Origin of the sequence: Streptomyces massasporeus (assembly GCF_014648995.1) — a bacterium.
In the GTDB taxonomy this organism is placed as follows: Bacteria; Actinomycetota; Actinomycetes; order Streptomycetales; family Streptomycetaceae; genus Streptomyces; species Streptomyces massasporeus.
On sequence record NZ_BMSE01000024.1, the window covers coordinates 37,379 to 57,886 of the forward strand.

At 72.5% G+C, this 20,508-nt stretch carries 21 protein-coding genes; 3 read left to right on the forward strand and 18 right to left on the reverse strand.

The window, feature by feature from the left end; all coding sequences use genetic code 11:
• Window positions 1–3: 3 nt before the first annotated feature.
• The 8 genes from IE153_RS35735 to IE153_RS35775 all read right to left on the reverse strand — a co-directional run bounded on the left by IE153_RS35735 (window position 4) and on the right by IE153_RS35775 (window position 7,093).
• Window positions 4–195, reverse strand: a complete 192-nt coding sequence (locus IE153_RS35735; RefSeq protein WP_189593932.1) for a hypothetical protein — start codon at window positions 193–195, stop codon at window positions 4–6.
• Window positions 196–229: 34 nt separating this feature from the next.
• Window positions 230–436: a hypothetical protein gene (locus IE153_RS35740; protein WP_184914817.1), complete on the reverse strand. Its 207-nt coding sequence runs from the start codon at window positions 434–436 to the stop codon at window positions 230–232.
• A 41-nt stretch (window positions 437–477) separates the two neighbouring features.
• Entirely contained in the window at window positions 478–1,074 is a 597-nt protein-coding gene (locus IE153_RS35745) for a DUF5947 family protein (RefSeq protein ID WP_189593859.1), read from the reverse strand.
• Window positions 1,071–1,622, reverse strand: coding sequence for a NifU-related iron-sulfur-binding protein (locus IE153_RS35750; RefSeq protein WP_189593860.1), 552 nt, complete (start codon window positions 1,620–1,622; stop codon window positions 1,071–1,073). Before IE153_RS35750 ends, IE153_RS35745 begins: the two co-directional genes overlap by 4 nt.
• Window positions 1,615–3,408 carry a nickel-dependent hydrogenase large subunit gene (locus tag IE153_RS35755; protein ID WP_189593861.1) on the reverse strand — a complete coding sequence of 598 codons (1,794 nt, stop codon included), beginning with the start codon at window positions 3,406–3,408 and terminating at the stop codon, window positions 1,615–1,617. The genes IE153_RS35750 and IE153_RS35755 overlap by 8 nt, the downstream gene beginning before the upstream one ends.
• A 61-nt stretch (window positions 3,409–3,469) precedes the next feature.
• Complete coding sequence (locus IE153_RS35760) at window positions 3,470–4,558, reverse strand: NADH-quinone oxidoreductase subunit B family protein (RefSeq protein WP_189593862.1); 1,089 nt, start codon at window positions 4,556–4,558, stop codon at window positions 3,470–3,472.
• 1 nt (window position 4,559) lies between these two features.
• Window positions 4,560–6,410: a hypothetical protein gene (locus IE153_RS42095; RefSeq protein ID WP_229829331.1), complete on the reverse strand. Its 1,851-nt coding sequence runs from the start codon at window positions 6,408–6,410 to the stop codon at window positions 4,560–4,562.
• Window positions 6,411–6,634: 224 nt separating this feature from the next.
• Window positions 6,635–7,093, reverse strand: coding sequence for a DUF6069 family protein (locus IE153_RS35775; protein WP_189593863.1), 459 nt, complete (start codon window positions 7,091–7,093; stop codon window positions 6,635–6,637).
• Between the two features lie 232 nt (window positions 7,094–7,325).
• Here IE153_RS35775 and IE153_RS35780 point away from each other — a divergent pair, with 232 nt between their 5' ends.
• Together IE153_RS35780 and IE153_RS35785 are read left to right on the forward strand one after the other, a co-directional pair.
• The gene (locus IE153_RS35780; protein WP_189593864.1) at window positions 7,326–9,002 is read left to right on the forward strand and encodes an NAD-dependent malic enzyme; all 1,677 of its coding nucleotides are present in this window, start codon (window positions 7,326–7,328) and stop codon (window positions 9,000–9,002) included.
• Window positions 9,003–9,073: 71 nt separating this feature from the next.
• The gene (locus IE153_RS35785; RefSeq protein ID WP_189593865.1) at window positions 9,074–9,988 is read left to right on the forward strand and encodes a sigma-70 family RNA polymerase sigma factor; all 915 of its coding nucleotides are present in this window, start codon (window positions 9,074–9,076) and stop codon (window positions 9,986–9,988) included.
• Between the two features lie 9 nt (window positions 9,989–9,997).
• On the opposite strand, the gene IE153_RS35790 is transcribed toward IE153_RS35785, so the two are convergent.
• From IE153_RS35790 to IE153_RS42500, 10 genes are all read right to left on the reverse strand, one after another.
• Window positions 9,998–10,735 (reverse strand): SDR family oxidoreductase, encoded by a 738-nt coding sequence (locus IE153_RS35790; protein ID WP_189593866.1) that lies wholly within the window; start codon window positions 10,733–10,735, stop codon window positions 9,998–10,000.
• Window positions 10,736–10,814: 79 nt separating this feature from the next.
• Window positions 10,815–11,426, reverse strand: coding sequence for a TetR/AcrR family transcriptional regulator (locus IE153_RS35795; RefSeq protein ID WP_189593867.1), 612 nt, complete (start codon window positions 11,424–11,426; stop codon window positions 10,815–10,817).
• 47 nt (window positions 11,427–11,473) lie between these two features.
• Window positions 11,474–12,376: a 3-hydroxybutyryl-CoA dehydrogenase gene (locus IE153_RS35800; protein WP_189593868.1), complete on the reverse strand. Its 903-nt coding sequence runs from the start codon at window positions 12,374–12,376 to the stop codon at window positions 11,474–11,476.
• Between the two features lie 34 nt (window positions 12,377–12,410).
• Entirely contained in the window at window positions 12,411–13,583 is a 1,173-nt protein-coding gene (locus tag IE153_RS35805; protein ID WP_189593869.1) for an acyl-CoA dehydrogenase family protein, read from the reverse strand.
• A gap of 27 nt (window positions 13,584–13,610) precedes the next feature.
• A complete protein-coding gene (locus tag IE153_RS35810) occupies window positions 13,611–14,783 on the reverse strand; it encodes an acyl-CoA dehydrogenase family protein (RefSeq protein ID WP_189593870.1) in 1,173 nt (390 codons plus the stop codon).
• 19 nt (window positions 14,784–14,802) lie between these two features.
• Window positions 14,803–16,857 carry an acetate--CoA ligase family protein gene (locus IE153_RS35815; protein ID WP_189593871.1) on the reverse strand — a complete coding sequence of 685 codons (2,055 nt, stop codon included), beginning with the start codon at window positions 16,855–16,857 and terminating at the stop codon, window positions 14,803–14,805.
• 1 nt (window position 16,858) lies between these two features.
• Window positions 16,859–17,050 (reverse strand): ferredoxin, encoded by a 192-nt coding sequence (locus tag IE153_RS35820; protein WP_189593872.1) that lies wholly within the window; start codon window positions 17,048–17,050, stop codon window positions 16,859–16,861.
• 119 nt (window positions 17,051–17,169) lie between these two features.
• Complete coding sequence (locus IE153_RS35825; RefSeq protein ID WP_189593873.1) at window positions 17,170–18,402, reverse strand: NADH-ubiquinone oxidoreductase-F iron-sulfur binding region domain-containing protein; 1,233 nt, start codon at window positions 18,400–18,402, stop codon at window positions 17,170–17,172.
• A complete protein-coding gene (locus tag IE153_RS35830) occupies window positions 18,399–18,818 on the reverse strand; it encodes a hypothetical protein (RefSeq protein WP_189593874.1) in 420 nt (139 codons plus the stop codon). Before IE153_RS35830 ends, IE153_RS35825 begins: the two co-directional genes overlap by 4 nt.
• Before the next feature lie 246 nt (window positions 18,819–19,064).
• Window positions 19,065–19,193, reverse strand: a complete 129-nt coding sequence (locus IE153_RS42500) for a hypothetical protein (RefSeq protein ID WP_268251923.1) — start codon at window positions 19,191–19,193, stop codon at window positions 19,065–19,067.
• Between IE153_RS42500 and IE153_RS35835 the strand changes: the two genes are divergently transcribed.
• Window positions 19,165–20,340, forward strand: coding sequence for an aromatic ring-hydroxylating oxygenase subunit alpha (locus tag IE153_RS35835; protein WP_189593875.1), 1,176 nt, complete (start codon window positions 19,165–19,167; stop codon window positions 20,338–20,340). The two genes, IE153_RS42500 and IE153_RS35835, sit on opposite strands and share 29 nt — an antisense overlap.
• Window positions 20,341–20,508: the final 168 nt, after the last annotated feature.

Genomic DNA, 20,508 nt, shown 5'->3' on the forward strand with positions numbered 1-20,508 from the left:
GGCTCACGGGTAGCGGTGGCCGGCGCGGAACCCGCCCGCCATCCGCCAGATCCGCATCTCGCGCCTCAGGCTGGGCCACTCCCAGGCGAGCAGGGCCAGGACCGCGCCGCCCACCATGACGGCCTCGGTCTTCAGCACCCGCTGCCCGCTCATCCCGCCCCGCCTGCGCATGACGGTTCTGCGTGCTCGTTTCATTGCGGCGACTCCCTGCTCGTTCGCATCACGGTGTTCATCCCGGCGAGATGTTCGGCATGGTCTCGGCGAGGGCGTCATGCCGCTTCCAGTGGATCCCCGTGGAGCGGCGCGCGTCGGCCGTGCCGTCCGCATGGTGCCCCTTCTGCCGCTCGCGCGGTCCCTTGTTGCCCTGGTGCATCCCGGCGATGTGCCCGGGCGTGTCGGGCTTCGCCTGGGGCCGGCCCACTCTGATGTTGCCCATGGGTGCTCTCCTTCCTCGCCTCCGACCTGCGGAGTGCGTGGCTATGGCCGCTCGGTGAGGTCCTGGAAGAACTGCTCTACGGCCGGCCAGATCCGGCCGCCGCCGGACATGCCGCGCCACTCCCGGCGTACGACGGCGATCATCCGGTAGCAGTCGTCGATCGGCACGATCCAGTGTTCGTCGAGGCCGTGGACGGTGTTCACCAGGAGCGCTTCCACGTCGGGTTCCACGGTTGCGAGCTGCGGACACGTCCCGGCCAGCTGCTGCCAGGCCGCCGTGTCCACCTCCCACCGCATGGCTCCCGCGGGGCTCGGGCCCTCGGCGGTGACGGTGCCGTCCGCCCGGGGCACGAAGAAGACCAGACCGACGGGTACGCCCAGGACGGCCGTGTCGACCTTGGGCAGCCGGAGCCGGCGCCGGGGCACGAGCCGGTACTGGCCGTCCCTCGCCGCCGCGTCGGCGAACAGCACCGAGCAGGGGCCGCAGGCGCAGCGCACCTCCTCCTGGCCGGTGTCGTACAGGTGGGCGTGCTCGTCGGCGACCGGTGCGGCGCACAGGTCGCACACCTCCCGCTCGGCCGCCGCCGTGCGGTCGGCCGAGGAACGGATGAGGCGGGCCAGGGCCCCGTCGGTGGTCACGGTGCGCTCCGGTGCGTCAGCGTGGTCAGCGGGACGAAGGCCGGGGCCGTCTCGGTCAGGGGCTCCACCGCCGTCAGCTCCGGCGCCGCGGCGAGCACTGCCGCGCGGACCGCGTCGGTGACCTCGTCACCTCCGCCGCCGCAGCCCGACCCGCATCCGCCGCCCCCCGTGGTCAGACGCACCCGGGCGACCTGCCCCTCCACGCCGGCCCACTCGACGTCGCCGCCGCGTTCCTGCACGGCGGGCCGCAGCCGTTCGACCGCGCGGGCCGCCCGGCGTTCGGCGGGCTCGGGGTGGATGTCGTGCAGCACCAGCAGGTGCCCCAGGAGCTCGTCCTCGGCCAGGCGTTCGGCCAGCTGCTCGTCCGCCCGGTCCAGGACGCGGGCCAGGGCCTCGCCGTAGACCTCGGTCAGCAGGGCCACCGCCTCTCTCGCGGTGCGGGTCGTGGGGCCGGGCGCGGACTCGAGGCTGTCCAGCGCCCGGTCGAGCCGGACGAGCCGGGCCTCGACGTCCGGGTCCGCCAGCCGTGCCGTGGTGGCCTCAGCCATGGTTCGCCCCGTACGTCGGCGAGTGCAGGGTGGTCAGCGTCTTGCCCTTGCCGACGTACATGTGCACACCGCACGGCAGACAGGGGTCGAAGCTGCGGACCGTGCGCATGATGTCGACGCCCTTGAAGTCGTCCGGCCCGTTCTCCTCGAAGATGGGCTGGCCCTGGACGGCGTCCTCGTACGGTCCGGGGGTGCCGAACTTGTCGCGGGGGCTGGCGTTCCAGGGGGTGGGCGGGTACGGGTGGTAGTTGGCGATCTTCTTGTCCTTGATCACCAGGTGGTGGGAGAGGACGCCGCGCACCGCTTCGTGGAAGCCGCAGCCGATCGCCTCGTCGGGCACCTCGTAGTTCTCGAACACCTTGGTCTCGCCCGCGCGCACCATGCCCATGGCCTCTTCGAGGAACTGCAGGGCCATGGCGGCCGCGTAGGCGACGAAGTACGGCCGGGCGCGGTCGCGTTCGATGGTGTTGCTCCACTGCGGGATGCGCCACTCCAGGGTGGTCTCCGGCAGGGACTCGCCCTTGGGCAGGGAGATGCGCACGCTGTGGCCGGTGGCCTTGATGTACGGGGTGTCGACCAGGCCGCTGAGCGCCGTCGACCACAGGCGGGCGAGGGGGCCGCCGCCGGTGTCGAGGGCGAGGTGGTCGCCGGTGCGCTGGTCGAGCCAGCGGGGGCTCATCACCCAGCTGTACTTGTCGTCGAAGTCGCGCTTCTGCGGCACCGGGACGGTCGTCTGGTTCCACGGATGGCGCATGTCGACGGGGTTGCCGAGCGGGTCGTGGGTGACGAAGGGGTCCTCGTTGACCCAGTCCTCGTAGTAGGAACTGCCGAGCATGATGCGCAGGCCGAGGTTGATGTCGACGAGGTTGTTGGTGACCAGTTCGCCGTCCACGATGATGCCGGGGGTGACGTACATCGCCTTGCCCCAGGTGTTCATCGTCTCGTAGCGGTAGTCGACGACCTTGGGGTCCTGGAAGGCCCCCCAGCAGCCCAGCAGGGTGCGGCGGCGGCCGACCTCCTCGTAGCCGGGCAGTGCCTCGTAGAAGAAGTCGAAGACGTCGTCGTTCATGGCGACGGCCTTCTTCACGAAGTCGATGACCCTCATGAGGCGGCTGAGGTAGTCGGTGAAGACGGTCGGCTGCGGCATCGTGCCGACACCGCCCGGGTACAGCGTGGAGGGGTGGACGTGCCGCCCCTCCATGAGGCAGAACATCTCGCGGGTGACCCGGCTGACCTTCAGTGCCTCCTTGTAGACCTCGCCCTCGAAGGGGTTGAAGGCCTTCATGATGTCGGCGATGGTCCGGTAGCCGTGGATCTCGCCGCGGGGGGCCTCGGTGCGTTCGGCGCGGGCCAGGACACCGGGGTTGGTGGCCTTGACCATCGCCTCGCAGAAGTCCACGAAGACCAGGTTGTCCTGGAAGATCGTGTGGTCGAACATGTACTCGGCGGCCTCGCCGAGGTTGACGATGTGCTCGGCCAGCGGGGGCGGCTTGACGCCGTAGGCCATCTGCTGGGCGTAGTCGGAGCAGGTGGTGTGGTTGTCGCCGCAGATGCCGCAGATCCGGGACGTGATGAAGCCCGCGTCGCGCGGGTCCTTGCCCTTCATGAACACCGAGTAGCCGCGGAACAGCGACGAGGTGCTGTGGCATTCGACGACTTCCCGGTTGGCGAAGTCGATCTTCGTGTAGATGCCCAGGTTCCCGATGATCCGTGTGATCGGATCCCAGGACATGTCCACGAGCTGCGGCGGTTTGCGGTCCGTGGGCCGGGCCTCGGTGGTGGTCATCTGCGGTACTGCCCCTCGCTGTCGGTGGTGTGGGGGTGGGGGGTGTGCCCGGTGGGCTTCATCAGGCGCGCCAGTGCGGGTCGTAACCGCTGGTCAGCTTGCGCTTGTTGTGGCGCCACCTGGGCTCGTGGTTGACCAGCTCGTTGGTCATGCCGCGCAGTCGGCGGACGACCGCCCCGTACGGCTTGATGACCAGGGACGACAGGGTGCTGCCCGGGGGCTCGTCCATGAACGGCATGAACGCGTCGGGGAAGCCGGGCATCGTGCAGCCGATGCAGATGCCGCCCACGTTGGGGCAGCCGCCGATGCCGGCCATCCAGCCGCGCTTGGGCACGTTGCAGTTGACGACCGGACCCCAGCAGCCCGTCTTCACGAGGCACTTGGGTGAGTTGTAGTCCGCTGCGAAGTTGGCCTGCTCGTAGTACGAGCCGCGGTCGCAGCCCTCGTGGACCGTCTTCCCGAACAGCCACTGCGGGCGCAGCATGTGGTCCAGCGGCGGCGGAGGCGCGGAGCCGGCCGCGTGGTAGAGGACCCAGACCAGGGTCTCCATGAAGTTCTCGGGCTGGATCGGGCAGCCGGGCACGTTGACGATCGGCAGCCCGGCCTGGGAGGTGTAGTCCCAGCCCAGGTAGTCGGCCAGGCCCATGCAGCCCGTCGGGTTGCCGGACATGGCGTGGATGCCGCCGAAGGTGGCGCAGGTGCCGGCGGCGACGACCGCCCAGGCCTTGGGGGCCAGTTGGTCGATCCACCAGTTGAGGGTCTGCGGCTCCCCCGTCTCCGGGTCGTTGCCGAAGGACGTCCAGTAGCCGTCGCCCTCGATGATGTTCTGGTTGGGGATCGAGCCCTCGATGACGAGGATGAAGGGGCCCAGTTCGCCGCGAACGGCCGCCCGGTAGGGCGCGAGGAAGTCCTCGCCGCCCAGGCTGGGCGAGAGCACCTTGTTGACGAGGTTCACCTTCGGCAGGCCCGGGATCAGCCCGAGGACCAGGTCCTCGATGGAGGGCTGGTCGGCGGCGGTGAGCGAGACGGTGTCGCCGTCGCAGCTCATGCCCTCGGAGATCCAGAGGATCGTGATCTCGTCTATGCCCTTCCGGTCCTCGGACCGTTCGGGTTCCTTGCTGACTTCGGCGGTGCTGCTGTGGGTGGTCATGTCACTCGGCCTCCGCTGCGGGGGTCTCGGAGTCGGACGTGTGCCGCGCAGGAGCTGCGGCGGGAGCCGGTGCCGACGGCTCGTCCGGGGATCCGGCGGGCTCGAGGGGTTCGAGCTCGTCGGGCCGGAAGTAGTGGAAGCGGCCGTACCAGTTGTTCAGTTCGGCGGCGGGGTCGTCGTCGAGGGTGACGGCGAGGTGCACGCTGCCGTCCACGTCGTGGAAGACGGCGGCGACCTCGGCGGTCCGCCCGGCCAGGAACATGTCCTGGGCGTCGGCGCCGCGTCTCCGGGGGCGCAGCCGCACGGGGCTGCCGCCGCCGAGCGGGACGCCGTCGACGAGCACGGTGTCGGTGGTCGGGGACAGACCGTCATCGGCACCCTCCTGCCACCAGGCGGGCCGGTCGGCGGATGCCGTGGCGAAGGTGACCGGTTCCGGGGAGCCGACAGCGCCGGGCAGTCGGTCGGCCGGCGCCGAGGCGGGGTTGACCGGTGCCGGAGAGCCGGCAGCGTCGGGCAGTCGGTCGGCGGACGCCGTGGGGGTGACCGGTGCCGCAGAGCCGAAGGCGTCGGGCACCCGGTCGGTGGACGGTGTCAGGGAGCGGACGGCGCCGGGCGACCGGTCGGCCGGCGCCGCGGCAGAGGTGACCGGCTCCTGAGAACCGACAGCGCCGGGCAGTCGGTCGGCCGGCGCCGCGGCAGAGGTGACCGGCTCCGGAGATCCGACAACGCCCGACAGCCGGTCGGCAGACACCGTCGGGGTGGCCGGTGTCAGGGAGCGGACGGCGCCGTGGAGTCGTTCGAAGACCTCCTGCGGCATGGTGTCGACCCGGTCGAGGATCGCCGCCGCCCGCGGGTCCGTGGCCCGCGCCTCGCGCTTCTCCTCGTCGGTCAGCAGCATCGTGCGCAGCGTGAGGATCTCGTCGATCTCCGCGGCGTCGTGCAGGTCGCCGGGGCTTTCGGGGGCGACCCGGGGGTGGTCGGGCAGGATGATCGGCGCGGACAGCAGGACGGGTCCGGTGTCGCCGGCCTCGCCGCCGAGCACGGGGAAGGTGAACTCGTTGCGGCACGCGCGCACGAGTGCTTCCAGGTCCGCCGGCGGATCGATCAGCGAGACGAACTCCACCCCGTCCCCGCCGATGAGGGTGTGCGTGGCGATGAGGGCCCGGCGCAGTGCCTCGTCCCGCGGAGTGCGCGGGGCCGGTGCGGGCGCGGTGTTCCTGGTCCGTACGCGGATCCGGCAGAGGCCGTCGGAGAGCCGCTCGGCGGTGACGGTGGTCTCGGCGCGGATCTCCTCGCGGCTGCGCACCACCCGCCCGGTGCCGTCGGGCAGCGGCTCGACGTCCTCCCCTGCCGCGGCGCTCACCGCGACGGTGCGTCCGCCCCGGAGGAGCTCGTCGAGCGGAGCTTCGATCTCGCACTCGCGCGGCAGGGCCTCGTCGAAGGTCAGATGCACCGTGCCGTCGTCGCCGCGCAGCGACTCGACGGGCCGGCCCGCTTCTTCCATCTGCTTGCGCTGCATCTGGAGGTAGCGGACCCGCACGCGTACACGGGCGCTGTCCCGCTGCCGGACCCGCAGCAGGCACTCGGTCTGCTGGTACCAGGAGTCGGCGGAGCCGGAGACACCGGGGGTGACGGGGCCGTCCGCCTCCACCCAGTCCCGGGGGAACAGCACGCCGAACTGCCAGCGGACGCGGTTCTTGGTGGAGGAACGGCGGTAGGGGTAGAGGAGGTAACCCTCGTAGAGGACGGCGTCGGCGACGGCGCCGAGCTGCTCGAAGACACCCGGGGACGGGCCGGCGCCACCCCTCGTGGCAGCACTCTTCGTGCCGCCTTCGGCCAGTGCCTCCGCCATCGCGCCTCCTCGTCACCGTGTGCACGCGCATTCCTTCCACCACGGTCACACCGGTCATCCACGGTCGCCTCCTCCGGCGCAGCGGTATTGGGCCGTTCGGGGTGGTCCCGAGGCCGTGGCCGGGCGGCTCGGGTCGGTTCGCCGGGTCGGGGCGGACAGCGACGGGCCCGTCGGCGCCGAGGCGCGACGGGCCCGTGTCGGTGGTGTGGAGGGCTGGGACGTGTTCAGCGCCGCACGTGGGAGAGCCTGCGCGCCAGCAGCGGGACGACGACCGCGGCGGCGACCACATGGGACGCGGCGAGGACGATCTGGGTGGAGGTGGCGGTGTGCGGGGCGAGGGCCGGGCCGGCGAGGGACAGCGCGGTGAGCGCGATGGTCGTCACGGTGAAGGTGCGGGCGGGCCGCTTGGCCCAGCGGGCGAGGACGACCGCGAGGACGATTCCGGCGACCGACCAGAACAGCACCCCGCCGAAGAAGCCGCCGACCGGGATCTCCGCGGCCTCCGTGGCGCCGGGGCCCGCCGCTTCCATGGGGACACCGGCGGCCCGCGCGACGAGCGCGAACGCCTCCGTCACCACGGCTCCGGCGAGGGTGGCCAGCATGCCGACCAGCCACACGGGGCGGGTGGAGAGAAGGCCGGACTCGCTCCGCTGTGCCTGCGTCTGAGGCGTCGTCACACTCATGTCACTGTCTCCCGAGGGGCGTTGGGGCGCGGTGGGGTGTACGGAGAGGTAGACCGGACGGCGGCGCGGAACTCATCGGTGACCGCGGGACGTTTTCACGGGGCCGGCCGTTCGTCCGGATGGTTCACGGAGCCCGTGGTTCACGGAGCCCGTGGTTTCACGGAGCCGCTGGTTCATCCGGATGGCACACGTCACCCGCACGAACCGGCGCGTCACGGGAAGGCGTTACCTCATGGATCAGCCGACGCATCACCCCCGCCCCACCACCAGCCCCGCCGTCACGACCCTGGCCGACCCGTTGGTCAACAGGGGCACCGCCTTCAGCCGGCGCGAACGCGAGGAGCTGGGCATCGACGGGTTGCTGCCGCCCGCCGTGGAGACCCTGGACGAGCAGGTCGCCCGTGCCTACGAGGCGTTCCGCGGCTACGACAAGCCCCTCAACCGGCACATCTACCTGCGGCAACTCCAGGACACCAACGAGGTCCTGTTCTACCGCCTGGTCACCGAGTACCTGGAGGAGCTGCTGCCCGTCGTCTACACGCCGACGGTGGGCGAGGCCTGCCAGAAGTTCAGCGAGATCTACCGGCGCCCACGCGGCCTGTTCCTGACGTGGGAGGACCGGCACCGCTTCCGGGACATCCTGCGCAACCGCCCGCACCGGGACCACGACGTGGACGTCATCGTCGTCACCGACGGCCAGCGCATCCTCGGCCTGGGCGACCAGGGGGTCGGCGGCATGGGCATCCCCATCGGCAAGCTGAGCCTCTACACGGCGATCGGCGGCATCCACCCCGCCCGCACCCTGCCGATCCTGCTGGACGTCGGCACCGACAACGAGACCCTGCTCGACAACCCCCGCTACCTGGGCCGGCGCGACCGGCGGCTGACCGGCGCCGAGTACGACGAGATGATCGAGGCGTTCGTCTCGGCGGTCGAGGCGGAACTGCCCGGGACGCTGTTGCAGTGGGAGGACTTCGCCACCGCGCACGCCCAGCCGATCCTCGCCCGCTACCGCGACCGGCTGCTCACGTTCAACGACGACATCCAGGGCACCGCGGCCGTCACGCTGGGCGCCCTGTCCACCGCGGCGGACGTGGCCGGCACCCCGCTGCCCGAGCAGCGCGTGGTGATCCTCGGCGCGGGGTCGGCCGCGATCGGCGTCGCCGACATGATCCGTACGGCGATGGTCGACGAGGGTCTGCCGGAGGACGAGGCGACGGCCCGGTTCTGGATCGTCGACATCGACGGCCTGCTGGTGTCCTCCCGCTCCGAACTGACTCCGCAGCAGCGGGCGTTCGCGCGCAACGACAGCGAGGTGGCCGACTGGGACGGCACCGGCCTGGCCGACGTGGTGCGCCGCGTCGAGCCCACGGCGCTCATCGGGCTGTCGACGGCGCACGGCGCGTTCACCGAGGAGATCGTGCGCCAGATGGCCTCGACCTGCGAACGGCCCGTCGTCTTCCCGCTCTCCAACCCCACCTCGCACTCCGAGGCCGATCCCGCCGACCTCACCCGCTGGACCGAGGGGCGGGCGCTGATCGCCACCGGCTCGCCCTTCCCGCCGCTGACCGTCGACGGGCGCGAGGTGCCGGTGGCGCAGTCGAACAACGTGTACGTCTTCCCGGCCATGGGCCTCGCGGTGACCGCGAGCGGGGCCACACGGGTCACGGACCGCATGCTGGTGGCCGCCGCCCGGGCCGTCGCCCGGTGCGCGGTCCGGGCGGCGGACGGCGACGACCTGCCCGTGCCGCTGCTGCCGCCGCTGACCGGGATGCGGGAGTCCGCCCGCGAGATCGCCCTGGCCGCGGCCCTCGCCGCCGTCGAGGACGGGGTGGCCCCGCAGGCCACGGAGGAGGAGTTGCGGGAGGCCGTCGCCCGGGCGCAGTGGACGCCCCTGTACGAGGACTAGGAGCGTATGCCGGTACTCCGGGGGACGTACTGTCGAACGACACGACCGTCGACCCCGGAGGCATCGGCTTGATGGACCAGCAGCGGCCCCTCCCCGACGACGCGCTGAACGCGGCGGCGGACGCCTTCGAGCGGCAGCGTCCGCGGCTGTTCGGCATCGCCTACCGCGTGCTGGGCAGCGTGTCGGAGGCCGAGGACGTGGTGCAGGACGTGTGGGTGCGCTGGCAGGGGGCCGACCGGAGCGGCGTGCTGGACGAGGGCGCGTTCCTGGCGAGGATCACCACACGCCTGGCGATCAACGTGGCGCAGTCGGCGCGGGTCCGGCGCGAGGCCTATGTGGGGCCGTGGCTGCCGGAACCCGTGGACACCGGTGTGGATCCGCAGGTCGGCGCGGAGCGCGGCGAGGCGCTGGAGCTGGCCGTGCTGCTGGTCCTGGAGCGGCTGAACCCGGTGGAGCGGGCGGCGTACGTGCTGCGCGAGGCGTTCGACTACGCGTACGACGAGATCGCGGGCATGCTGGAGCTCAGCCAGGCCAACACGCGGCAGATCGTCAGCCGGGCGCGCAAACGGCTGTCCGCCGAGCGCCGGGAACCGGTCGACACGGCTCAGCACCGGCGGCTGCTCGACGCCTTCGTCGCCGCCGCGCGGGAGGGCGACGTCGCCGCGCTCGAGAGCGTGCTGTCCGCCGACGTCGTCGCCTACGCCGACGGCAACGGCATGCGCGGCGTGGCCCGGCTGGAACTCGTCGGGCCCGGGCGCGTGGCCAGGGTCACCGCCTTCGCGCACACGTTCTTCCCCGGCGCCGAGTACGGCGTCGTCGAGGCCAACGGGCAGCCGAGCCTGCTGCTCGTGCAGGACGGGGCGGCCGTCGCCCTGGTGAGCGCCACCGTGGGCCCCGACGGCATCGACGGGCTCTACTGGGTCCTGGCGCCGGAGAAGCTGAGGGCGTACGAGCGGTCGGCCCGCAGGGTGACCGGCCGCCCGTAGCCCGCCGGGTCAGTCGCGCTTCAGCCACTCCTCGTACCGGGTGGTGGCGAGGTGGGCGCTGTCGTCGCCGGTGAGCACGTCGGGCATGCCCGCGAACAGGCCGGCGGTCTCGTCGGTGACGACGGTGCGGCCGTCCGGCTTCACCGCGAGGGTGATCTCACCGAGCCGGTCGAGGCCGTGCACCTCGGGGCCCGCGATGGTGCGGATACCGTTCGACGGCTCGCCCTGTGCGGCCTCGGCGACGGCCGCGGCGACGTCGGCGGAGGCGATCGGGCGCAGGCGCGTGGACGGCAGCCGGACCTCGGTGCCCTCGGTGGACATGTTCATCACGGGGGCGACGAACTCGAAGAACTGGGTGGCGCGCACGATGCTGTAGGGCACGCCGCTGCCGCGTACGGCGTTCTCCTGGGCGACCTTGGCCTCGTAGTACCCGTAGCCGGGGACCTCGTCGACGCCGACGATCGAGAGCGCGACGTGGTGGCGGACGCCTGCCTCCTCCTCGGCGGCGAACAGGTTCCGGGCCGAGCGGGTGAAGAAGTCCAGGGCCGGTTCGGTGTCGAAGGTCGGCGAGTTCGACACGTCCACGACCACGTCCGCGTCCTTGAGGGCGGCTGCCAGTCCTTCGCCGGTGAGGGTGTCGACGCCCGTGGAGGGGGCGGCCTGCACCACCTCGTGTCCGCCCTCGCGCAGGAGGGCGGTCACCTGGGAGCCGACGAGGCCCGTACCGCCGACGACCACGATCTTCATCACTGTCTCCGTTCGCTGAGATGCTGACTCACCAGAGAGACAGGGCGGGGCCCGGATCTGTGACAGCCGGGCCTGGAACTCACTCCGTCGGCACAGCCTCGGGCAGGCCGAGGGCGGTCGACACATGGCGCCAGATGGCGGCGAGCGCCGCGTCGAGGGTGACCGTCGGGTCGCGCAGCATCAGGCGGATGCCGTAGCCGTCGCTCAGGGACAGCACGAGGGTGCTCAGGTCGTCGACGTCGGTCGGCGTGAACTCGCCGGAGGCGATGCCGCGCCGTACCGCGTCCCCCACCCAGGCGTGCAGTTGCGCGTAGAGGTCGACGGCGAAGACGCGGGTGGTCTCGTCGCGCAGGGCCCGCACCCACAGCTCCTGCCAGAGCCGCCAGTCCTGGTGGAGCTGGGGGTCGGTCGGCAGCAGGTTGCGCACGATGCGGGCCAGGATGACCGCCGCCGGGGCCGTCTCCGCGTCGCGTTCGACATCGACGGCGGTGTTGGCGAAGGAGTGGGTCATCGCCTCGGTGAACAGCTTCTCGCGGGTGTCGAAGTGGTAGTGCAGCAGCGCCGTCGACACCCCGGCCCGCTCGGCGACCATCCGCATGCGGATCTTCTCGAAGCCGATGTCGGCGATGACCTCGCACGCCGCGGTCAGGATGCGCTCGCGCGTGTCTGCCGTGCGCACCTTGGTGCTCACCCTGCGGCTCCCCTCGTTCGACGGTCGTACGCGAAGCCCATCTTCCCTCACGGGCGGCCCGCCGGTGCCGGTGCCCCGGGCCGGGGCTCCTCGTCGTACGTGTGAAAGCCGCGCCCGGACTTCCGCCCGAGCAGCCCGGCCTCCACCATCCGGGACAGCAGCGGGGGCGGCGAGTACTGCGGCTCGCGGAACTCGGCGTACAGCGACTCGGCGATGGCCCGGGTGGTGTCCAGGCCGATCAGGTCGGTGAGGGCCAGCGGGCCGAGCGGGTGGGCGCAGCCGAGGACCATGCCCCGGTCGACGTCCTCGACGGTCGCGCTGCCCGACTCCACCATGCGGATGGCGGCCAGGAGATAGGGCACGAGCAGCGCGTTGACGACGAACCCGGCCTTGTCCCGGGTGCGGACCACCTCCTTGCCGAGGGTGCCGGTGACGAACTCCTCGGCCCGCTGCGCCGTGCCGGGCGAGGTGAGCAGCGACGGCACGAGTTCGACGAGCCGCAGCACCGGTACGGGATTGAAGAAGTGCACCCCGACGACCCGGTCGGGCCGGGTCGTCGCGGCGGCGAGCCTGATGACGGGAATGGAGGAGGTGTTGGTCGCCAGGATGGTGCGGTCGCCGGTGATCACGGAGTCGAGGCGGGTGAAGACGTCGAGCTTGAGTGCCTCGTCCTCGGCGACCGCCTCGATGACCAGGTCGTGGTCGTGCAGGGCGTCGAGTTCGTCGACGACGGTGATCAGGGCCTGCGCCGTCTGTCGCCGTTCGTCGCTCAGCCTGCCGTGTGCGGCGGCCCGGTCGAGCGAGCGGCCGATGCGGAGGCGGCCGGCCCGGGCCGCCTCCGCGTCGCGCTCCACGACCGTGACCGGTACGTCGGCCCGCGCGCAGACCTCGGCGATCCCCGCGCCCATCAGCCCGCAGCCGACGACCCCCACGCGCTTGATGTCGGTCATCCGTCTCCCTCTCTGGCGGTCTGCGGCGGTGCGGTCAGGCGGTGGGCAGGTCCAGGACGCCCGTGCCTCGCTTGACGAGCTCGTTGGCGATGATCAGCCGCTGGATCTCGGAGGTGCCCTCCCAGATCCGGTCCACGCGCAGCTCGCGGTAGAGCCGCTCCACGGCGTAGGCACGGTCGTAGCCCCGGCCGCCGTGGATCTGCAGGCACCGGTCGACGACCCGGCCTGAGGCCTCGCTGGCGGCGAGCTTGGCGATGGACGCCTTGGCGTGCAGCGTCTTGCGGTCCTCGGCGGAGGCCTGGTCGACCTCCCAGGCGACCTGGTGGGTGTAGGCCCGGTTGACGGCGATGTCCACGGCGCAGTCGGCGAGCATGCCCTGGATCAGCTGGTACGAGGAGATCGGCGCGCCGAACTGCTCGCGTTCCACGGCCCAGTCCCGCGACAGTTCCAGTGCGCGCTCCGCGGCGCCGGTGGTGCGGGCGGCGATCATCAGGCGCTCCTCGGTGAACCAGGAGCGGGTGATGTCGTAGCCCTCCCCGATGCCGCCGAGGACGGCGTCGTCGCCGACCTGGACGTCGGTGAAGGTGAACTCGGGGTGTTCGTAGACGAAGGTGTGCATGAAGCGCGGGACCCGGGTCATCTCGATGCCGGGGGTGTCCTTGTCGACGAGGAACAGGGTCGGTGCGCGCTCCGGGCCCGCCGCCGCGAGGACGATCATGAAGTCGGCGTGGTCGCCGACGGTCACGAACCACTTCTCGCCGTCGAGGACCCAGCCCCGGTCGTTCTTCGTCGCCGTGGTGGAGAGGTTCTGCGGGTCGGAGCCGGCGTTGCGCTCGGTGACGGCGTAGCAGTCGCGCCGCTCGCCTTTGATGACGGGGACGAGGAACCGCTCGCGCTGCTCGGGGGTGCAGAACCGCAGTGCGTTGGCGGGCCGCCACACCATGTCCCACAGGGCGCCGGTGAGCCGTCCCAGCTCCTCCTGCACCGTGACCTGCTCGGCGATGGTGAGTCCGGCGCCGCCCCACTCGGCCGGCATGTTGACGGCCTGGAGTCCGGCGTCGAGAACGGCGTCGCGGATCTTGGCGTGCGCGTCGGCGGTCAGGCCGTTGTCCTCCTCGCACTGGTTCTCGTACGTGGCGATGACGTCGGTGAGGGCGCGTGCGTCGGCCTTGAGCCGGACCTGGCGCGGGGTGAGGCGGAAGTCCATGGGAGTCCTCGCTGGTGAAGGGGGGTGTCAGTGCGTGGGCAGGGCAAGGGCGCGGGTGCCGCGCTTGATGAGCTCGTTGGCGATGATCAGCCGCTGGATCTCGGAGGTGCCCTCCCAGATCCGGTCGACGCGCAGCTCGCGGTACATGCGCTCGACGGGGTAGGTGCGGTCGTAGCCGCGGCCGCCGAAGATCTGCAGGCACCGGTCGGCGACCCGGCCTGCGGCCTCGCTGGCGGCGAGTTTGGCGGTGGAGGCCTTGGCGTGCAGGGTCTTGCGGTCGGTGCCCGGCTGGTCGGCCTCCCAGGCGACCTGGTGGGTGTAGGCCCGGTTGACGGCGATGTCCACGGCGCAGTCGGCGAGCATGCCCTGGATCAGCTGGTAGGAGGCGATGGGCGCCCCGAACTGCTCGCGTTCCACCGCCCAGTCGCGAGCGAGTTGGAGGGCGCGCTCGGCGGCGCCGACGGTGCGGGCGGCGATCATCAGGCGCTCGTCGGTGAACCACTCCTTGGTCAGGTCGTAGCCGTTGCCGACCCCGCCGAGCACGTCCTCGTCGGCGACGAAGACGTCGGTGAAGGTGAACTCGGGGTGCCCGTTGACGGCGGAGTGCATGAAGTGCGGGACGCGGGTCATCTCGACGCCGGGCGCGGCCTTGTCCACGAAGAACAGGGTGGGCTGCCGCTCGGGTCCGGCATCGGCCTGCACCAGCAGGAAGTCGGCGATGTCGCCGCAGGTGACGAACCACTTCTCCCCGTTGAGCAGCCAGCCGCCGTCGGTGCGGGTGGCCGTGGAGGTGCCGGAGGACGGGTCGGAGCCCGCACCGGGTTCGGTGACGGCGAACGCGTCGAACTTCTCGGCGCGGATCACCGGCAGCAGGTACTTCTCGCGCTGCCGTTCGTCGCCGTACGCGAGGACGTTGGCGGGCCGCCAGGGGATGTCCCACAGGCAGTTGGTGACCTTGCCGAACTCCTCCTCCACGATGACCTGGTCGAGCAGGCCGAGTCCGGCGCCGCCCCACTCGGCCGGCATGTTGATGGCGTAGACGCCGGCGTCCATGGCGGCCCGGGTCAGTTCGGTGACGAGCTCCTGGGGCAGGGGCCCGCCGGCCTGCTCGGACTGGTCCTCGTACCGCATGAGCAGCCGTGCGTAGTCGGCGGCGCGGCGCTTCAGGTCGGCCTGCTCGGGGGTGTAGCGCATGTCCATGGGGGCCTCTTCCGGTGGGTCAGGCGAGTACGGCGCGGGAGTCGAGGGCGAGCACCCCGTCGGGGCGCACGAGGAGGGGGTTGACCTCGAGTTCGGCGATCTCGGGGTGGGCGGCGGCGAAGGCGGTGATCGTCTCGACGGCCTTCGCGGCGGCGTCGACGTCGACGGGCGGCTTGCCCCGCACCCCGTCGAGGAGGGTGGCGGTCCGCAGTCCGCGCAGCAGGGTCGCGGCCCGGTCCGCCGGGACGGGCGCGAGGGTGAAGGCGACGTCGCGCAGGGCCTCGGCGAGGATGCCGCCCAGGCCGACCATGGCGACCGGGCCGAAGCGCGGGTCCCGGTTGACGCCGACGATCAGTTCGAGGCCGTCGGTCAGGTCGGCCATGGCCTCCACGGAGTAGGAGGGGGCACCGAGCCGGGTGTGCATCTCCCGGAAGGCGGCGAGCAGTTCGGCCGGTCCGGCCAGGCCCAGTGCCACTCCGCCCGCGTCGGACTTGTGCAGCAGATGGAGTGCCTTGAGCACGTACGGGCCGTCGAACTCGGCTGTTGCGGAGAGCAGTTCGGCCTCGTCGTGGATCTCGCGGGCGGCCGGGAAGGCGAGTCCGGCTTCTTCGAGGGCTCTGCGGGTCTCCAGGTAGCCGGTCTCGGTCAGCGGGGGCGCGGGGCGGGGCAGGGGGGTCACGCCGGTGTCCGGTGCGCCGGGTGCTGTGGCGGCGAGGGCGCGGGCGGCGTCCTCGGTGGCGGTGAAGACCGGTATGCCGGCGGCGGCGAGGGTGCGGCAGCTCGGGGAATCGGGGTACATCGACTGCACCACGAGGGGTTTCGCGGTGGCGCGGTGCCGCTCGGCGATGAGACGCGCGGCCTCCTGCTCCCCGGTCGCGAGCACCGCACCGCCACCGCCGAGTCCGGCCCCGGCGGCCGCGTAGCCGCCGAAGTAGCCGGTCATCAGGACGGCGTCGGCCTCCTCGGCGGCCAGCAGCGCGGCGACGGTCTCGGCGTACGAGCCGGGGTCCTGCTCGCCCATCCCGGCGAGGTCCACCGGGTTGGCGACGGCGGACTGCTCCCACAGGGCCTCCCGCAGTCGCTGCCGCGTCGGCTCGTGGAGTTCGGGCACGGTCAGCCCGGCCGCTTCGACGGCGTCGGCGGCGACGACGCCGTGCCCGCCGCCGTCCGTGAGCACCGCGACCCGGCGTCCGGCCGCACGGCGGCCGCCGATCGACGCGACCACGGCCACGGTCAGTTCGCGTGGCGTGGCGACCAGTTCGACGCCGGCGTCCCGGCAGGCCGCGGTCACCACGTCGGCCGAGGTGGTCAGCGCGCCGGTGTGCGACTGCGCGCTGCGCGCGGAGGCGTCCCCGCGTCCGGCGGTGAGCAGCACCACTGGCTTCCCGGCATCGGCGGCGGCCTCGGCGAAGGCCCGCCCGTCGCCGAAGTCCTCGGCGTAGACGGCGATGGCGCGGGTGCCCTCGTGCCGGGCGCAGTCGGCGAGGAGGTCGACGAGGGTGACGTCGGCCTGGTTGCCGAGCGAGACGAACCGGGAGAAGCCGAGGTGGTGCGGGCGGAAGCGGAGCTGGAGTTCGAGGGCGAGGTTGCCGCTCTGGCTGAGGAGCGCGATGCCGCCGGGGGTGAAGGTGTCGGAGGCGAGGAAGAGGTCGGTGGTGTTGTCGGCGATCCCCAGGCAGTTGGGCCCGACCATGACGGCACCGGCGGCGCGGACGCGTTCGGCGACGGCCTGCTGCCGGAGCCGTCCCGCGTCGCCCGTCTCGGCGAATCCGGCGGTGATCGCGACGATCGCCCGGGCCCCGCAGCGCAGGGCCTCGTCGACGGCGTCCTCGAACCCGGCGGCGGGCACGGAGACCACCGCGAGGTCGACCGGCTCGCCGAGCGCGCTCAGGCTGGGGGCGGCGGTGCGGCCGAGTACGGTGCCGCCGCGGCGGTTGATCAGGTGGACGGGGCGCCGGCCGTCGGCGCGGATGGCCTGGGCGGCGATGGCGTGACCGTACTTGGCCGGGTCGTCGCTGGCTCCGACGACGGCGACGGAGACGGGGTCGAAGAGGGCCGACAGGTCGCGTCCCATGTCACTTCACCAGCCTCAGCGCGGAGTTGGGGCAGGCGGCGACGGCGGCCTGGGCGGCGTCCTCGTCGCCGTCCGGCACGTCGGTGGGGCGGAGCCGCGCGTATCCCCACTCGTCGAGTTCGATCAGCTCGGGCGCGGGTTCCTGGCAGAGGCCGTAGCCCTGGCAGCGGGTGGAGTCCAGCAGGAGTTTCATGGCGGGTCCTCTCGGCGGCGTGGCGGAACTGGGGTGGGGGCGGATGGGGCTCAGGGCGCCGGGGCGGTGAAGCGGCGGATGCGGCTCAGGCACCGGGACGGTGACAGGACCGATGCGGGCTACGGCACCGGGACAGTGAAGCGGCGACCGTCCTCGGGTACGTCGCCGTCGCAGTCGGGGCAGTCGGTGCGGCGGTGGGCGTCGACCCGATCGGGGAAGTGGGTGAGGAGGGTGCCGACCGTGCGGGCCGCGGCGTCGAGCAGTCCGCAGGCGCCTCGGCCGGGCAACTGCCGCGACCAGCGGTGCAGCTTCTCGACGGCTTCCTGGTCCGCCTCGCCGCATCCGACGCTTTGCAGGGTTCCGGCCAGCGCGCGGGTGCCGGAGACGCACACCCCGCACTGGCGGGCGCTCTGCGCGGCCAGGTGGGCGACGGCTTCGGTGGCGACGGCGACCGGGCAGTCCCGCGGGCTCAGGAAGTGCAGCGCTCCACACCCGAGCGCTCCCCCGGCCGCGATCAGCCGGTCGTGGTCCAGGGGCAGGTCCGTCCAGCCCTCGCCGTACAGGCCGCCGAACAGTCCGCCCAGCAGGACGGCGGCGGCCGTGCCGTGTCCGCACAGGTCCGCCAGGACCTTCAGATGCGTACCGGCGGGTGCCTCGACCAGCGCCGCGGTGCCGTCGGCGCCGCCCGAGAGCGTCACCAGACGAGCTCCGGCGACGACGGCCGCGGCGCCGGGACGCGTGTGGAGGAGCGCGATACGGGCCAGCGTCTCCACGTTGGCGACGAGGGTGGGCGCGCCCCCGACCCCGCGCTCGAAGGGGCGCGGCGGTTTCGCCGTGGGCAGGGCCGGGCCACCGTCGATGCGCCGGACGACCGCGGTCTCCTCCCCCGCGACGTAGGTGTGCTCGGTCCGTACGACGTCCACGCGCAGGTCGTGGGGCCACTCGGCGAGCGCCTGTCGGACGGCCTGTTCGGCCGGTCCGTCGGAGAGGTACACCCAGCCGCGTGCGGCCCCGGTGACGGCGGCGGCGAGCCGCAGTCCGTCCAGGACCACGTGCGGCCGGTGGCGCAGCAGCCAGCGGTCCTTCACCGAGCCCGGCTCGCCCTCCTCCCCGTTGGCGACGACGACGGGCGGGCCGGGTGCCCCACGGACGGAGCGGAGCTTGACGGCGGCCGGGAAGCCGGCGCCGCCCCGGCCGCGCAGGCCCGCGGCGTCGATCAGGTCGAGCAGGCGGTCAGGTGTCGGCAGTGGGCCGTAGCCGCCCCGGGCCAGGTACCGGGAGAGGTCCTCGGTCCCGGATGCCGCCCCTGCTGTCAGGAGGCCGTCGTGGAGGAGGGAGTGCACGCCGGTCATACGGTGCTCCTGGGCTCGGAGGGGCCGAAGGGGGCGCGTGATCTCAGGCGGGCGAGCGCCCGTTCCAGATCACGGCGTTGTGCGGCGGTGCGCGTGTAGCCGGCGCCGGGCAGGCCGATGAGCATGCGGTGGTGGTCGAGGACGACCTCGCCGGCGAGCAGGGCCGCCCGTGGATCGGCGGTCGTGGAACCGGCGGCGACCCGGACCACCAGGTCGGTGACCTCGCCCAGGTAGCGCAGCCAGCCGCGCTGTGTGCCACGCAGTACGAGCCGCTCGACGCGGTGCCGCTCGGCGGCGACGAGGGCGGACGGCGTCCGGCCGTCCGCCGGGGCCCGCAGGGCGGCCACCGCGGTGGGCAGTTCCTGTTCGGGCTCCGGCGTGAGGCCGAGCCATACCAGGCTTTGGCGAGCGCTCATGCGTACCTCCGGGGTCACACCGTGTCCGGACGGGCCGGAGACGGGAGTGGCGCGGCGATGACGAGAGGGGGATTGCTCCGGCGCCGGACGCGGAGAGCGCGTGGGGCGGGGAGCGGGAAACGGGAAACGGGGACGTCCGGATCCGGATGTCCGACTGCCACGAGACTAACTAACTAATCAGTCAGCCCACAAGTCTTGACTTGGCCCCACACTGAGCCCACTCTGACTAACCAGTCAGTCAGCCGGTCACGGCAGGTCCGGGCGCTGCACCGCGCCCCACCAGCCCTCCGTACCGGCCACGGCCTCACCGCCCATCGCCGCCTCGGCGGCGCGGAGGAGGACTCCGATGAACCCCTCGACCACGCGGGCAGACACCGTCGCCGCTCCCCCACCGGAGCCGGCCCCCGACCACCCCGGGGAGGCGCTGCCCGCGCACTACTACACCGATCCGGCCATCGCCGAAGCCGAGACCGAGGCGATCTTCGCCAGGTCCTGGCAGCTCGTCTGCCACGAATCCGACCTGCCCGGCCCCGGCGCCCGGCTGACGGGCACCGTCGCCGGACGGGAGGTGCTGGTCGTCCGCACCGAGGACGGGAGCCTCGCCGCCCACCTCAACGTGTGCCGGCACCGCGGAACCCGCCTGGTCAGCGCCCCCGAGCCGGAGGGCAAGGCGATCCGCTGCCCGTACCACGGCTGGACCTACAAACTGGACGGTCGCCTGGTCGGCGCCCCCGAGGCCCGGCGGATCCCCTGCCTGGACAAGCCCCGGCTGGGGCTGTTCCCCGTCAACGTGGAGTCGTTCCTGGGCTTCGTCTTCGTCAACCTGGACCTGGAGGCGACGCCGCTGGCCGAGACCTGCGCCGGGCTCGCCGAGGCCGTCGGCCACTACGCCGGGCCCGGCCTCGTCCCGGTGGGCAAGCACCGCATCCACGACCTCGCGGACGGCGAGGAGCAGAACGCCAACTGGAAGGTGATCGTCGACAACTATCTGGAGGGCTACCACGTACCCGTCGCCCACCCGGCGCTCATGCGACTGCTCGACTACGGGGCGTACACCGTGGACGTGCGGGAGAACTACGTCCTCTTCGAGTCCCCGCTGCGCGACAAGCCCTCCTCGAACTGGACCGAGCGGCTCTACCAGCGGCTCGCGGCCCCGATGCCGGGACTGACCGAGGCCGACCGGCGGGTGTGGCGGTACGCCGTGATCTATCCGAACACGCTCATCGACTTCTACCCTGACCACGTGCTCGCGTGGACCGCCCTGCCCACCGCCCAGGACCGGGCGGCGATTCCCGGCGGCTTCTACACCCGCACCGGGGAGAGCCTGCGCACCCGGCTGGCCCGGCGGATCAACATCCACATCGGCTGGGAGACCAACGACGAGGACGCCGAGCTGGTGGAGCGCGTCCAGGCCGGGATGCGCACGCCGGGCTTCGAGCCGGGTCCGCTGTCGCAGCGCGAGGCCGCCGTCGGCTGGTTCGCCCGCCGGGTCCGGGACGACCTGGAGGGGGACACGCGGTGACCCCGTCCGGCACCGGGCACCCGCACGCCGCCGTCCGCCTCCCCTCGGCGTTACCGCGCGCCCTCTGACACGCGCACGCACCTCCCCAGACCGGTCATCACTGCGGAATCAGGGCCTGAAGTGAGCCGACCAGCCGGTCCCGCCCTGGAGTTGTGCCGTTCCTCGACG

Coding starts and splice junctions, on each gene's coding strand:
- IE153_RS35740 (WP_184914817.1), bottom strand. CDS start 436: ATGGGCAACATCAGAGTGGGCCGGCCCCAGGCGAAGCCCGACACGCCC.
- IE153_RS35805 (WP_189593869.1), bottom strand. CDS start 13,583: ATGGACTTCCGCCTCACCCCGCGCCAGGTCCGGCTCAAGGCCGACGCA.
- IE153_RS35825 (WP_189593873.1), bottom strand. CDS start 18,402: ATGACCGGCGTGCACTCCCTCCTCCACGACGGCCTCCTGACAGCAGGG.
- IE153_RS35790 (WP_189593866.1), bottom strand. CDS start 10,735: ATGAAGATCGTGGTCGTCGGCGGTACGGGCCTCGTCGGCTCCCAGGTG.
- IE153_RS35815 (WP_189593871.1), bottom strand. CDS start 16,857: ATGGGACGCGACCTGTCGGCCCTCTTCGACCCCGTCTCCGTCGCCGTC.
- IE153_RS35775 (WP_189593863.1), bottom strand. CDS start 7,093: ATGAGTGTGACGACGCCTCAGACGCAGGCACAGCGGAGCGAGTCCGGC.
- IE153_RS35830 (WP_189593874.1), bottom strand. CDS start 18,818: ATGAGCGCTCGCCAAAGCCTGGTATGGCTCGGCCTCACGCCGGAGCCC.
- IE153_RS35785 (WP_189593865.1), top strand. CDS start 9,074: ATGGACCAGCAGCGGCCCCTCCCCGACGACGCGCTGAACGCGGCGGCG.
- IE153_RS35735 (WP_189593932.1), bottom strand. CDS start 195: ATGAAACGAGCACGCAGAACCGTCATGCGCAGGCGGGGCGGGATGAGC.
- IE153_RS35760 (WP_189593862.1), bottom strand. CDS start 4,558: ATGACCACCCACAGCAGCACCGCCGAAGTCAGCAAGGAACCCGAACGG.
- IE153_RS35780 (WP_189593864.1), top strand. CDS start 7,326: ATGGATCAGCCGACGCATCACCCCCGCCCCACCACCAGCCCCGCCGTC.
- IE153_RS35810 (WP_189593870.1), bottom strand. CDS start 14,783: ATGGACATGCGCTACACCCCCGAGCAGGCCGACCTGAAGCGCCGCGCC.
- IE153_RS35755 (WP_189593861.1), bottom strand. CDS start 3,408: ATGACCACCACCGAGGCCCGGCCCACGGACCGCAAACCGCCGCAGCTC.
- IE153_RS35800 (WP_189593868.1), bottom strand. CDS start 12,376: ATGACCGACATCAAGCGCGTGGGGGTCGTCGGCTGCGGGCTGATGGGC.
- IE153_RS35820 (WP_189593872.1), bottom strand. CDS start 17,050: ATGAAACTCCTGCTGGACTCCACCCGCTGCCAGGGCTACGGCCTCTGC.
- IE153_RS42095 (WP_229829331.1), bottom strand. CDS start 6,410: ATGGCGGAGGCACTGGCCGAAGGCGGCACGAAGAGTGCTGCCACGAGG.
- IE153_RS35750 (WP_189593860.1), bottom strand. CDS start 1,622: ATGGCTGAGGCCACCACGGCACGGCTGGCGGACCCGGACGTCGAGGCC.
- IE153_RS35835 (WP_189593875.1), top strand. CDS start 19,165: ATGAACCCCTCGACCACGCGGGCAGACACCGTCGCCGCTCCCCCACCG.